We start from the raw sequence: 13,329 nt of genomic DNA on the forward strand, positions 1-13,329 counted from the left end.
GGTCACAGGTCACCCGGCAGGGTTGAAGGCCCCATGGTCGGAACGCGATTCTCTATCGATTCCAGGCAACTTCCGCTGCGGGTGGCCCTTCTGACTGACCGTCACAACGCAGGCAGCCCAACAGAGCGATACGGCCCCGACCGCAACGCTCAGAGCACCGCACCTCATCGCACCGTGTGGACCGGGAGAACGTGACCTCAAGTGCCGCGAACACGCGATACGGGCTCCGATTCCCCTGGCGGCCCCCACGGCTGCGCCTGCTCCGCCGAGGGCGGCGCGCGACAGTCAGGCCCTCGAGCATCTGCTGCTCGATGGCCTGACGGGATGAGCTGGCCTGCTCATCCGGGGCGCACGGTCAGACCTGGAACAGGTATGACGCGTTGAGGTTCTTGACGCACGTGTTCGCGAATGTGTGCTCGTAGCTGACGCGCTTGCCCTTCCAGTAGCCGTCCACGGTCACCGTGACCGGACGGTACTCCAGGGTGCATGCCTTGTGCTGGTTCAGGCCGGCCAGACTGTCGAACGCGCCGTCGACACGCATCAGGTCGTCGCATGCCTTCACCGCATGCGGGTGATCGCCGGTCACCGACGGCGCACAGCCCAGGCTCACCGTGCGCTCCGCGTGCATGCTCTGGGCGTTCTCCCCGTGGCCGACGCCGATCACGAGCCGGGACTGGGGTTCCGGGGCGGCGGCCGCAGCCGTGCCCGCGGTGACTATCAGCAAGCTCGCACCCAGCGAGGATGCGAATGCCGTTCTCTTGGCCATGGTGCGCATGAAGGACTCCCTTGTCGTTGATCATGCCGACGAGGCGCAGTCTTGCCCAACGTGGCACCGGAACTACAACCGAGGGGAAACGTCCAGACACTCATGGTGAGCATCACCTGGCCAAATGGTGACCTCGCTACCAAACATCCAACTATAGGCAGAATCAATCGAGTTGTCGCACTTCGAGTGCGTGATCGACGATGCGGTGAACCGTTCGAGGCTGTCGGGGCGCCTGTCGGGACGCACTTCAAGCCAGTGCATATCGACCAAAAGGGGGCAGGTGGATGGAAGTCGGTTCCGTCCCTGATCTGCGCACCGAGCGTCTGTGATCGTCGGCCACGCTCCGGCCCGGCCAGGGCGGACGCGCGGTGCCGTTCGCACACCAGTTGTCGAGGCACACCAGGGCGAACTCCGTCCGGTAGGCCCGAAGTCAGCACGGGCCGGGGCCGGGCGGAGCCGACCGTGACCAAGTCGCTTCACGCCTGGCGCCGCACCGTTGACGAGGCACTGCCCGCCCAACGACCTCCAACCGGCCTTTCGGCAGTGGCGCCGACTTCACCGGCCACCGCGCCGTCCAGGTGAACACCACCTGCTCCAGCGGGTCGACCGGGCTCTGGTGTTGGACCGGCCGCTGATGGCCGAACTCGGCGCCCAGGTCGATGCATTCGGGACGTTCACCGCCACGGACATCCCGGCGGACGAGGCCGGCCATCGAAGTTCGACAGGACCGACTACCGCGAGCGCCACGCGGTCGAATGCGGGATTGGTCGAATGCGGGATTGATCGCCTCAAGCGCCACCGGGCTGTGGCCACTAGGTACGACAAGCTCGCCGTCCGCTACGAGGCGACCGTGCTGGTCTCAGTCCTCAACGAGTGGTTGTGACCGGCACTTTCCCAACCGGCCCTAGGTTCTGTCCGGCGGATCATTGCCGGAGCCATAGCCTGATGGCTGCGGTGGTGACGGTGCCGTGGAAGACGTAGGCCCTCTTGTCGTAACGAGTGGCGACGGCCCGGGAGTTCTTGAGCCGGTTGATGGTCCGCTCGATCTCGTTGCGGCGTTTGTAGATCGTGCTGTCGAAGCCGGTGGGTCGGCCGCCTTTGTTGCCGCGTCGTTTGCGGTGTGCCCGCTGGTCTTCCGGCTCCGGGATGGTGTGCTTGATCTGGCGCCTTCGCAGGTAGCTGCGGTTTCGACGGGAGCTGTATGCCTTATCGCAGCTGAGGCGGTCCGGCCGTGTTCGTGGATGTCCACCGTGCGGGCGGGGAACACGGACACGGCTGAGGATCTCGATCATCTGTGGGGCGTCACCGAACTGGCCGGGCGTGAGCAGGAAGGCCATGGGGCGGCATCCGCCTTCACCAGCAAGGTGGATTTTGCTGGTCAGGCCGCCCCGGGACCGTCCAAGTCCCTCGTCGGGGCGATGGTTTCGGGGCGTCGACCTTTTTTCGGGACGTGCGGCTTCTTCTTGCGGGCGCCCGCCGCGTGCTGATGCGCCCGGCAGGACGTCGAGTCCACGCCGACCATGCTCCAGTCGATCCGGCCGGCCAGATCGGCGTCCGTCTGGACGGCCGTGAGGATCCGGTCCCAGGTGCCGTCCGCCGACCACCGGCGGTGGCGTTCATAGACGGTCTTCCAACTGCCAAAACGCTCGGGCAGGTCGCGCCACGGTATGCCGGTGCGGACCCGGAACAGGATCCCGTTGATCACCCGGCGGTGGTCGTTCCAGCGGCCGCCACGCTGCCCGGGCATAGGCAGATGAGGCTCGAGCCGCACCCACTCCGCGTTCGTCAGATCACCTCGCCCCACGTCGAGAACAACGAGACGGCAAGCCGACAGTCACATGATCCGCCGGACAGAACCTAGGGGCGAAGCCCCAGAAAGGCGGCCCCAGGGGCGACGGAGTCGCCGGATTCGGGAAGGGGCGGGATCGGGGAAAGGAAAAACTCACCGCGCCTGCAACACCAGCACAGCCAAATCATCATCCGGCGGCCGCTCAGAAAACTCATGCACAAGCCGCCGAATCCGCTCGGCCACCAGCCCCGCATCCAGCCCCGCACACCCCGCGAGCGCCACCGCGAGCCCGTCCCCGTCATCGAACTGCGCCCGCCCCCGCCTCCGCTCCGTCACCCCGTCCGTCACACACAGCAAGGTGTCCCCCACACCCAGCTCGTACGTCTCGCTCACATACGTCTCGTCGTCCACGACCCCCAGCAGCATCTGCGAGGACCCCATCGCCCGCACCTCGCCGTCCGCCGAGAGCACCAGCGGCAGCGGATGCCCCGCACACGCCACGGTGCACCGCACCGCGCCCCCTTCGAGCGGCACCAGCTCTCCGTACAGCAGCGACAGGAACCGCGCCGTCGTCCCGTCCGGCGGCGCCGGCTGGCCGCCCGCCACCGCGACCACCGCCGCCGCCGCGTCCGCCGCCTCCGAGGCGTCGTCGAGCAGCAGCTGGTTGAGGCGGTCGAGGACCTCCGCGACCTGGTAGCCCTCGCGGGCGAGCAGCCGCAGCCAGGGCCGGGCGAGGCCGATGACGACCGCGGCCTCCGGGCCCTTGCCCTGGACGTCGCCGAGCGCGAAGCACCAGCGGCCGGGCCCGGCCTGGAACACGTCGTAGAAGTCGCCGCCGGGGCCGCCCTGGTCCCGGGGCTCGTACACCAGGCCGCTCTGCACGCCGGGGATCTCGGCGACGGCGTTGGGCAGCAGCCCGCGCTGCAGGACACGGCTGATGGTGGCCTGGCGCTGAAAGCGGCGGGCGGCCCCGATCGACAGGGCCACCCGGCGGCTGAAGTCCTCGATGAGGCCGGTGACTTCGTCGGGGAAGCGGAGCAGCCCCGCACGCCCGATGACGAGCGCGCCGACCGACCGGCCGCCCGCGGAGAGCCGGTACGCGAGGGCCGTGCCGGACTCGTCGGTGCCGAGCACCTCGCCGGGCCACGGCACCGGCACCGCGCCGGTGCCGACCGACTCGGGCAGCCGCGGCGGGTCCTTCTCCAGGGCGCCGCGCAGGTCCTCCATGCGGTGCTCGCTGGTGTGCCAGACCCGGGCGAGCCGCGTCCCCACCGCCCCGCCCGCCGTGGCCCGGCCGGACTCCGACTCGTCCTCCAGCCAGATCGCGCACCAGTCCGCGAGCCGTGGCACGAGGAGCTGGCCGGCGAGCGCGGCGACCAGGTCCTCGTCGAACTGCCCGGCGAGCAGGTCGGACGCCTCGGCGAGGAAGGTGAGCGCGCCGCGGTTGACCCACTCCGTGTCGTGGGTGACGCGCTTGGGCAGCGGGGCGAGGATCTCGGCGGCGCGCAGGCCGCGTTGGAGGGCCTGCTCACCGGCGTACGACTCGATCTCCTGCACGGCCTGGACGCCCTCGACGGGCAGGCGGGCCCAGACAGTCTTGGTGCCGGTGCGGTAGGTGATGCCCCAGGACTCGGAGAGGGTGGCGACGAGCCGGAGGCCCCTGCCGTACTCGGGGGTGCCGGGCGGGCCCGGGGCGTCGCTGCGGACGGCGCGGGCGGGGTGGTGGTCGGAGACCTCGATGAGCAGCGCGTCCTCGCTCTCGCCGGGGCCCGCCTCGTCCAGGCGGCAGAGCAGCTCCACCGAAGTGCCCGCGTGCACCACGGCGTTGGTGACCAGCTCGCTGACCAGGAGCACCGCGTCGTCGGCGAGCCGGTCGGTGATCCCGGCCGCGGCGGGCACGGCGAGCTCGGCCCAGTCGGCGAGCGCCGCGCGCAGGAACCGGCGCGCGGCGGCGGGCGCCAGGGGGTTTCCGGGCAGCGAGGTGCGCACCACCGCGGGCGGGCCGGGGAGGCGCGCGGTCGTGGCGGAGGCGCGGAAAGCGGTCTCCCGTTGCATCGGAATGGACCCCACGGTTCGGCTCCTGAGCAGTTAGGGCAAATACGCCTCAGGCGACAGGAACAGAGTGACAGACTGGCCACGCCCATAAGCACCGAGTTACTGAAGTGGGCCATCATGAGTGAGAACAGCGCTATGCCCGCGCTCGGACCCGGTCAGATTCCGGCATCGGACCACACTGTGCCCGACCGCGACCCTGACCCCACGGCGCCCAAGGGTGCCGCCCCCGCGGCCACGTCGGCCCCCGCCGTCACGGCCACCCGCGCCACCGTCCCCGCACCCATGCCGCCTCCGGACGCGGACACCGTCACTCCCGAGGCCGCCGAGCTGCGCATCCTGCTGGCCGCTATGCGGTCCGCCCGGGACGGCAAGTTCGCAAGAATCCCGCCGGGCGTCGCGAACTCGGGCCTGGCCAGCGAACTCACCTCGGTGTTCAACGAGATGGTGGACCGCTCCCTGCACTTCGACGCCGAGCTGAGCCGCGTACGACGGGAGATCGTCCGCCACGGCCGGCTGGACGAGCGGTTCACCGCCAGTCCCGGGCAGGGCAGTTGGGCCAACCGTATCTTCGAGGTCAACTCGCTTCTGGACGCCCTCGCGACGCCCGCGGCCAACGCGACCCGCGTCCTGAACGCGGTGGCGGGCGGCGATCTGACCCAGCGCGTCGCCCTGCACGACGGCACCCGGGAGCTGCGCGGCGACATGCGGCGGCTCGGCCGGGCCGTCAACACGATGGTCGACCAGCTGTCCCTGTTCACCGGCGAGGTGACCCGGGTGGCCCGTGAGGTGGGCACCGAGGGGCGGCTCGGCGGCCGGGCCAACGTCCGCGGCCTGTCCGGCAGTTGGCGGGATGTCACGGAGGCCGTCAACACGATGGCGGCCCGGCTCACCGCGCAGGTCCGCGACATCGCGGCGGTGACCACGGCGGTGGCGCAGGGCGACCTGACGCGCACGGTCACGGTGGAGGCGACCGGTGAGCTCCTGGAGCTGAAGCTCACCGTGAACACGATGGTGGACCAGCTCTCCGCCTTCGCCGACGAGGTCACCCGCGTCGCCCGCGAGGTCGGCACCGAGGGGCAGTTGGGCGGCCGCGCCCAGGTCCGCGGCGTCTCCGGCGTGTGGAAGGACCTCACCGACAACGTCAACTTCATGGCGTCGAACCTGACCTCGCAGGTCCGCAACATCGCCCAGGTCACCACGGCCGTGGCCGACGGCGACCTGAGCCAGAAGATCACCGTGGCCGCGCAGGGCGAGATCCTGGAGCTCAAGGACACCGTCAACACGATGGTGGACCAGCTCTCCGCCTTCGCCGACGAGGTCACCCGCGTCGCCCGCGAGGTCGGCACCGAGGGCCGGCTCGGCGGCCGCGCCCAGGTCCGCGGCGTCTCCGGCGTCTGGAAGGACCTCACCGACAACGTCAACTACATGGCGGACAACCTCACTTCGCAGGTCCGCAACATCGCTCTGGTCTCCACGGCGGTGGCCCAGGGCGACCTGGGCAAGAAGATCACCGTCGAGGCGAAGGGCGAGATCCTGGAGCTGAAGTCGACGATCAACACGATGGTCGACCAGCTCTCCGCCTTCGCCGACGAAGTGACCCGCGTGGCGCGCGAGGTGGGCACGGAGGGCAACCTCGGCGGCCAGGCGCAGGTGCGCGGGGCCTCCGGCGTGTGGAAGGACCTGACGGACAACGTCAACTTCATGGCATCGAACCTGACCTCGCAGGTCCGCAACATCGCCCAGGTCACCACGGCCGTCGCCAACGGCGACCTGTCCAAGATGATCACGGTCACGGCGCGCGGCGAGATCCTGGAGCTCAAGGACACCGTCAACACGATGGTGGAGCAGCTGCGCGCCTTCGCCGACGAGGTCACCCGCGTCGCCCGCGAGGTCGGCACGGACGGCAGGCTGGGCGGCCGCGCCCAGGTCCGCGGCGTCTCCGGCGTCTGGAAGGACCTCACCGACAACGTCAACTACATGGCGGACAACCTCACCGGCCAGGTCCGCAACATCGCGCAGGTCGCGACGGCGGTGGCCCAGGGTGACCTGTCAAAGAAGATCGACGTGGACGCGCGCGGCGAGATCCTGGAGCTGAAGACCACCATCAACACCATGGTGGACACGCTGTCGTCCTTCTCGTCCGAGGTCACCCGCGTGGCCCGCGAGGTCGGCTCGGAGGGCCAACTGGGCGGCCAGGCCCGGGTGGAGGGCGTGTACGGCACGTGGAAGCGCCTGACGACGAGCGTGAACGAGCTGGCCCTGAACCTCACCACCCAGGTCCGCGCGATCGCCGAGGTCGCCTCCGCGGTGGCCCAGGGCGACATGACCCGCTCCATCACGGTCGAGGCCCAGGGCGAGGTCGCCGAGCTCAAGGACAACATCAACGTGATGGTGTCCAACCTCCGTGAGACCACCCGCGCCAAGGACTGGCTGGAGTCGAACCTGGCGCGCCTGGCGGGCCTGATGCAGGGCCACCGCGACCTGATGGAGGTCGCGGACCTGATCCTGCGCGAGCTGACCCCGCTGGTGAACGCGCAGTACGGCGCCTTCTTCCTGGCGGGTTCGGACGCCGACGACGCCACCCCGCTGCAGGCGGTCCCCGCCAAGGGCCTCGCCTTCATCGCCGGGTACGCCTCCGCGCAGGGCACGGTCATCGACACGACCGGGATGCCCACGCACGGACTGGTGCGCCAGGCGGTCCTGGAGAAGAAGCGGATCCTCCTCGACGAGGTGCCGACCGACTACATCAAGATCAACTCCGGCCTCGGGGACGCGTCCCCGGCCAGCGTCGTGATCATCCCCATCCTCTTCGAGGACCAGGTGCTCGGCGTGATCGAGCTGGCCACGTTCTCCCGGTTCTCGGACGTCCACCTGGCCTTCTTCGACCAGTTCGTCTCCACCATCGGCGTGGCGATCAACACCATCATCGCCAACTCCCGTACGGAGTCGCTGCTCGGCGAGTCCCAGCGCCTGGCCACCCAGCTGCGTGAGCGCGGCGACGAACTCCAGCGCCAGCAGGCCGAGTTGCGCCGCTCGAACGCGGAACTGGAGGAGAAGGCCGCCCTGCTGGCCACCAGCTCCCAGTACAAGTCGGAGTTCCTCGCCAACATGTCGCACGAGCTGCGCACCCCGCTCAACTCGCTGCTGATCCTGGCCCGGCTCCTCTCCGACAACCCCGACAACCACCTCTCCGACCAGGAGGTCCAGTTCGCGACGACCATCCACCGCTCCGGCTCCGACCTGCTCCAGCTGATCAACGACATCCTGGACCTGTCGAAGATCGAGGCGGGCCGCATGGACGTACGCCCCAAGAGCCTCCCGCTGATCAAGGTCCTGGACTATGTGCACGCCACGTTCCGGCCGCTCACCCTCGACCGGGGGCTTGCCTTCGACGTGGCGGTGGGCAAGGACGTGCCGCGCGAGATGTTCTCGGACGAGCAGCGCCTGCAGCAGATCCTGCGCAACCTCCTGTCGAACGCGGTCAAGTTCACCTCGGCGGGCCGCATCGAGCTGCGCGTCACCCTCGTGCACGCCGCGGACGCCGCCGCGAGCGCGCTGACACCCGACCCCGGCGACCAGATCAGCTTCGCCGTCACGGACACCGGCATCGGCATCCCCGAGGAGCAACTCCCGGGCATCTTCGAGGCGTTCCAGCAGGCCGAGGGCGCCACCAACCGCAAGTACGGCGGCACCGGCCTCGGCCTCTCCATCAGCCGCGAGATCGCGGGGCTCCTCGGCGGCCGCATCACCGCCAGGAGCCAGCCGGGCGAGGGCTCGACCTTCACGCTGTACGTGCCCGTGGTGCACCCGGGGCACGGGGCGGCAGCGGCGGCGTACGCGGCCCGGCTCGTCCCGGCGCCGGAGCTCCAGGAACAGGAACTGCCGCAGTCGGCAAGGGAGTCGGAGGCACCCGTCTCGATACACCCCACCCCCTACGGCCAGGACGACAACTGGCCGGCCCCCGCCAAGCTGGAGGAGTGGAAGTCGGGGCGGCCCGGCCAGGTCCTGTCGGGTCGCCGCGTCCTCATCGTGGACGACGACATCCGCAACGTCTTCGCCCTCACCCACGTCCTCAGCCGCGTCGGCATGCCGGTCCTGTACGCGGAGAACGGGCGCGAGGGCATCGAGACCCTGGACCGCAACCCCGACATCGACATCATCCTGATGGACATCATGATGCCGGAGATGGACGGCTACGAGACGATCGCCGCCATCCGCCGCACCCAGCGCTGGAGCGGCCTGCCGATCATCGCCCTGACCGCCAAGGCCATGCCGGGCGACCGCGAGAAGGCCATCTCCCAGGGCGCCACCGGCTATGTGCCCAAGCCCGTGGATGTGGACCAGCTGCTCACCGTCGTCTGCGCCCTCCTCGCCCCGGAGGGAACCGATGCCGCCGAACAGCCCGAGGCGCCTTCCGGATCACCGGCGGAGAGCGCAGTACCGAACGAGACCGAGTGAGGCACCACGATCATGAGCACTGAGGTCAAGACCGACAATCGCGCGAGCATCCTCCTTGTCGACGACATGGAGGACAACCTGATGGCTCTCGAAGCGGTCCTGGGATCCCTCAACGAACCTCTGGTACGGGCTCGTTCAGGCGAAGAGGCCATGAAGGCAATTCTGCGGCAACGATTCGCCGTGATCCTCCTGGACGTGCGGATGCCCGGCATGGACGGCTTCGAGACGGCGACGAACATCAAACGCCTCGACCAGACGAAGGACGTGCCCATCATCTTCCTGACGGGCACCGACAACGACGCGGGCTACGCCTTCCGCGGCTACGCGACGGGCGCCGCGGACTACCTCACCAAGCCGTTCGACCCCTGGGTGCTGCGCGCCAAGGTCACGGTCTTCCTCGAACTGCACCGCAAGAACCGGCAGTTGGAGCGGCTGCTGCTGCGCGAGCAGCAGCAGTTCGACGACCTGGCGGCCCGGCTCTCGGCGATCGAGACGCACATGGCGGCGAGCAGCCTCAAGGACGTGCTCGAACTGCGCCACCACGTCACACACATGGAGCAGATGCTCCAGGACATGCGGCGCGAGCGGGGCGCCTGACGCCGGGCCACCCCGCTCGCACGCGACGCCTCACGCCTCCCGCGAGCCCGCGTACATGTCCTCGATGAGGTGCTTGTACTCCCGCTCGACGACGGGCCGCTTCAGCTTGAGGCTGGGCGTCAACTCGCCGTGCTCCACGTCGAGATCACGGGGCAGCAGCTGGAACTTCTTGATGGTCTGCCAGCGCTGCAGCCCCTCGTTGAGCTGCTTCACATAGCCGTCGACGAGTTCGACGGTCGCGGGCGCCGCGACCACCTCCGCGTACGACTTGCCCTCCAGACCGTGCTCCTTGGCCCAGTCGAGGATCGCGGGCTCGTCGAGGGCGATCAGGGCGGTGCAGAAGTTCCGGTCGGCGCCGTGCACGAGAATGTTCGAGACATACGGGCACACGGCCTTGAACTGGCCCTCGACCTCGGCCGGCGCGATGTACTTCCCGCCGGAGGTCTTGATCAGGTCCTTCTTCCGGTCGGTGATCCGCAGATACCCATCGGCGGACAGCTCACCGATATCGCCCGTGTGGAACCACCCATCACTCTCCAGGACTTCGGCGGTCTTCTCATCGAGCCCGTGGTAGCCCTGCATGATCCCGGGCCCGCGCAGCAGCACCTCACCGTCGTCCGCGATCCGCACCTCGGTGCCGGGCAGCGGCTTGCCCACCGTGCCCGTCCGGTACGCCTCACCGGGATTGACGAAGGAAGCGGCGCTGGACTCCGTGAGCCCGTACCCCTCAAGAATGTGGATCCCGGCCCCGGAGAAGAAGAACCCGATCTCCGGCGCGAGCGCCGCCGACCCGGAGACCGCGGCCCGCAGCCGCCCGCCGAACGCCTCGCGCAGCTTGGAGTAGACGAGCGCGTCGGCGACCTTGTGCTTGGCGCTGAGCCCGAACGGCACCGAAGCGGTCCCGGTCCTGCGGAAGTTGTCCTGGCTGACCTTCGCGTACTCGCGCGCGACCTCGGCCGCCCACAGGAAGATCTTGTACTTGGCCCCGCCCCCGGCCCGCGCCTTCGCGGCCACGCCGTTGTAGACCTTCTCGAAGATCCGCGGCACGGCGGCCATGTAGGTGGGCTGGACCACCGGCAGATTCTCGATGATCTTGTCGACGCGCCCGTCGACGGCGGTGACGTGCCCGAGCTCGATCTGCCCGGAGGTGAGCACCTTGCCGAAGACATGCGCGAGGGGCAGCCACAGGTACTGCACGTCGTCCGGCCCGAGCAGCCCCGTCGCGGCGATGGCCTTCGCCATGTACGACCAGTTGTCGTGCGGCAGGCGCACGCCCTTGGGCCGCCCGGTGGTGCCCGAGGTGTAGATGAGCGTCGCGAGCTGCTCGGAAGTGATCGCCGCGACCCGCTCCTTGATGAGGTCCGCGTCCTTCTCCAACCGAGCGGCGCCGCGCGCCTCGAGCTCGGCGAGCGTGAGGACCCACCCGTCGGGGTCGCCCTCCACCGCCGCGACACCCGCACCGTCGATGACCACGACATGGCGCAGCTCGGGCAGATCGGCCCGCCGCTCCCGCGCCTTGTCGAGCTGCTCCAGGTTCTCCGCGATCAGGACCAGGCTGCCGGAGTCGGACACGATGAACGCGGACTCTTCGGCGTTGGTCTGCGGATACACCGTCGTGGTGGCCGCGCCCGCACAGAGGATGCCGAGATCGGCGAGGATCCACTCGACCCGCGTCGACGAGGCGAGGGCCACCCGGTCCTCGGGCTGCAGACCGAGCTCGATCAGTCCGGCCGCGATGGCGTACACACGCTCGGATGCCTGCGCCCAGCTCAGCGACTTCCAGGCGTCGGGGCCCTCACCGGAGGCCGGCGGGACCGGATAGCGATAGGCCTCGGCATCGGGCGTGGCCGCCACCCGCTCCAGGAAGAGATGCGCCACCGAAGGCGGACGGTTCTCGATCAAGGTCTGTGTGTCGCTCACGACATCCTCCGGGCCCGCGACAGTGCGGCGACTGGCTTGGCGGCTGCTTGTTGGTCCCTGGCGGCTACTTGTTTAACTTGCGAGTAACCTCGAGCAGTGATCAGAGTAGAGCGCCGACGCCCGGTGCGTAAGGGCCTGCTGCCTGTCACTTTCTACAGAACGAAACCCGCCGCTCACGCACACGGGCCCGCCGCGCCGAAGCGCGACGGGCCCGTGTGTGCTGCCGTCTCAGACGACCGCTTCCGACACCTCAGCCGATGGCGGCGGTGACGGTGGCGGCCAGATCGGTCAGGACGTCGATCCCGACATTGGTGTCGTTCGAGATGTTGGTCGACACCCCGGCCGGGCCGTGGACCTTCACCCCGGAGTCGGCGCTGGTGCCGTTCACCGTGTTGCTGGCACCGATGTCGAGCAGACCGCCGACGCTGATGCCGGTGTTGGCCTTGCTCTGCACCAGCGGCTGAGTCGCGCTCTGCTGCGGCGGCTTGGGCTTGGCGTCGGCGGCGGCCGCCGTCGAGCTCATGGCCCCTACGAGCAGGAAGGCCGCGAGGACACCGCCCGCAGCGCGTGCAATTACGTTCTTATTCATGGTCTCTCCTCCTTCAAAGGGGAACGGTAACCAGAATTCAGCGAACGTAACACAGGTAATTCGTCTGCCGGGACAGTGCACCCCGTAGAGAGTATTAGGAATACAAATGCGGGCCCGGCGCAATGCGCCGGGCCCGCGGGATGTATCACCGTGTCATTGCTCGAGGAAACGACACGACTTCACATCGGGGGGAATTCAGCCGCCGACCGGCAGGCCGCCCATGAGCGGGGTGCCCTCGGCGGCGCGGGCGGAGGCACCCTGGAGCGCCTTGGTCTTCGAAGCCAGGTCGTTGTTGGTGGCCAGCTTGTCGGCCACCTTGCTGACACCGTTGACCACGACGTCGGCGTTGATGTCCTTCAGCGGGTTCTTGACCTCGTTCTTCGAGACGGTGCTGCTGTCCACGAGCTGGTCGTCGCCCTTCGACACCACCGGGGCGTTGTCGACGTCGTCGGCGAAGGCAGGAGCGCCAGCCCCGAGGGCCATCATGGTTCCGGCAACAACCGCAGCAGCCTTCGTGTACTTCACGTCAATCCCTTTCTGAAGAGGCGTCCTTCACGGTCACGACCGTCGTGCCGCCCGAGCGTCTTGCTGGCCGCTCGGAACGCCGCTTCCACCCTTCGTAACGGGAGGCCACCGGCTGCGGAAACTCTTGAACTCCGGCTTTTTTGGCAATCACCCAAATGTCGCAGGCGCTTTTCCAATTCTCACATCAACCAAAAAGGCGTCTGTCCGGTGGACGGACAGACGCCTTTGACGCGTGAACGCAGGAACAGCCTCGGAGAGGTCAGCCGCCGACCGGCAGGCCGCCCATCAGGCCGGAGCCCGGGAGGCTCCCGGCAGCACCCTTGGCGCCACTGCCCAGCGCCTTGGTCTTCGAGGCCAGGTCGTTGTTGGTGGCCAGCTTGTCGGCCGCCTTGCTGACGGCGTCCGCCACGACCTCGATGTTGACGTCCTTGACCGGGTTCTTGACCTCGTTCTTCGAGACCGTGCTGCTGTCCACGAGCTGCTCGTTGCCGGCCTTCTGAGCCGCCGGGGCGTTGTCGACGTCATCGGCGAAGGCGGGCGCACCGGCACCCACGGCGAGCATGGTTCCGGCGACGACCGCAGCGGCCTTCGTGTACTTCACTTCAGTCCCTTTCCGGAGAGGCGCCCATC

General features: G+C 68.9%; 10 protein-coding genes. 3 read left to right on the top strand and 7 right to left on the bottom strand.

What is annotated here, in order from left to right; genetic code table 11:
- Window positions 1–355: 355 nt before the first annotated feature.
- Complete coding sequence (locus ACFWYM_RS21735) at window positions 356–775, bottom strand: subtilase-type protease inhibitor (protein ID WP_384839454.1); 420 nt, start codon at window positions 773–775, stop codon at window positions 356–358.
- A 625-nt stretch (window positions 776–1,400) separates the two neighbouring features.
- On the opposite strand from ACFWYM_RS21735, the gene ACFWYM_RS21740 reads away from it, so the two are divergent.
- A complete protein-coding gene (locus ACFWYM_RS21740; RefSeq protein ID WP_384839457.1) occupies window positions 1,401–1,649 on the top strand; it encodes a hypothetical protein in 249 nt (82 codons plus the stop codon).
- Between the two features lie 40 nt (window positions 1,650–1,689).
- Here the strand turns inward: ACFWYM_RS21740 and ACFWYM_RS21745 are convergent.
- Both ACFWYM_RS21745 and ACFWYM_RS21750 read right to left on the bottom strand, forming a co-directional pair.
- Window positions 1,690–2,570, bottom strand: a protein-coding gene (locus tag ACFWYM_RS21745) for an IS5 family transposase (protein WP_384839460.1) whose coding sequence is annotated in 2 segments (ribosomal slippage) — window positions 1,690–2,210 and window positions 2,210–2,570 — 882 coding nt in all. Because the reading frame shifts where the segments join, the coding sequence is not laid out codon by codon here.
- Between the two features lie 138 nt (window positions 2,571–2,708).
- Entirely contained in the window at window positions 2,709–4,625 is a 1,917-nt protein-coding gene (locus tag ACFWYM_RS21750) for a SpoIIE family protein phosphatase (RefSeq protein WP_384839462.1), read from the bottom strand.
- A 333-nt stretch (window positions 4,626–4,958) separates the two neighbouring features.
- On the opposite strand from ACFWYM_RS21750, the gene ACFWYM_RS21755 reads away from it, so the two are divergent.
- Both ACFWYM_RS21755 and ACFWYM_RS21760 read left to right on the top strand, forming a co-directional pair.
- Window positions 4,959–9,068: a HAMP domain-containing protein gene (locus ACFWYM_RS21755; RefSeq protein ID WP_384839605.1), complete on the top strand. Its 4,110-nt coding sequence runs from the start codon at window positions 4,959–4,961 to the stop codon at window positions 9,066–9,068.
- 12 nt (window positions 9,069–9,080) lie between these two features.
- On the top strand, window positions 9,081–9,665 hold the full coding sequence (locus ACFWYM_RS21760) for a two-component system response regulator (RefSeq protein WP_384839465.1): 585 nt from the start codon (window positions 9,081–9,083) through the stop codon (window positions 9,663–9,665).
- A 30-nt stretch (window positions 9,666–9,695) separates the two neighbouring features.
- Here ACFWYM_RS21760 and ACFWYM_RS21765 read toward each other — a convergent pair whose 3' ends face one another.
- The 4 genes from ACFWYM_RS21765 to ACFWYM_RS21780 form a co-directional block, all read right to left on the bottom strand.
- Entirely contained in the window at window positions 9,696–11,585 is a 1,890-nt protein-coding gene (locus ACFWYM_RS21765; protein WP_384839468.1) for an AMP-dependent synthetase/ligase, read from the bottom strand.
- A gap of 250 nt (window positions 11,586–11,835) precedes the next feature.
- Window positions 11,836–12,174 carry a hypothetical protein gene (locus ACFWYM_RS21770; protein WP_384839471.1) on the bottom strand — a complete coding sequence of 113 codons (339 nt, stop codon included), beginning with the start codon at window positions 12,172–12,174 and terminating at the stop codon, window positions 11,836–11,838.
- Between the two features lie 195 nt (window positions 12,175–12,369).
- The gene (locus ACFWYM_RS21775) at window positions 12,370–12,699 is read right to left on the bottom strand and encodes a hypothetical protein (protein ID WP_384839474.1); all 330 of its coding nucleotides are present in this window, start codon (window positions 12,697–12,699) and stop codon (window positions 12,370–12,372) included.
- 259 nt (window positions 12,700–12,958) lie between these two features.
- Window positions 12,959–13,300, bottom strand: a complete 342-nt coding sequence (locus tag ACFWYM_RS21780; protein ID WP_384839477.1) for a hypothetical protein — start codon at window positions 13,298–13,300, stop codon at window positions 12,959–12,961.
- Window positions 13,301–13,329 lie beyond the last annotated feature (29 nt).

Source organism: Streptomyces sp. NPDC059009, assembly GCF_042740175.1.
Taxonomy (GTDB): Bacteria; Actinomycetota; Actinomycetes; order Streptomycetales; family Streptomycetaceae; genus Streptomyces.

Coding starts and splice junctions, on each gene's coding strand:
- ACFWYM_RS21770 (WP_384839471.1), bottom strand. CDS start 12,174: ATGAATAAGAACGTAATTGCACGCGCTGCGGGCGGTGTCCTCGCGGCC.
- ACFWYM_RS21755 (WP_384839605.1), top strand. CDS start 4,959: ATGCGGTCCGCCCGGGACGGCAAGTTCGCAAGAATCCCGCCGGGCGTC.
- ACFWYM_RS21740 (WP_384839457.1), top strand. CDS start 1,401: ATGGCCGAACTCGGCGCCCAGGTCGATGCATTCGGGACGTTCACCGCC.
- ACFWYM_RS21760 (WP_384839465.1), top strand. CDS start 9,081: ATGAGCACTGAGGTCAAGACCGACAATCGCGCGAGCATCCTCCTTGTC.
- ACFWYM_RS21735 (WP_384839454.1), bottom strand. CDS start 775: ATGCGCACCATGGCCAAGAGAACGGCATTCGCATCCTCGCTGGGTGCG.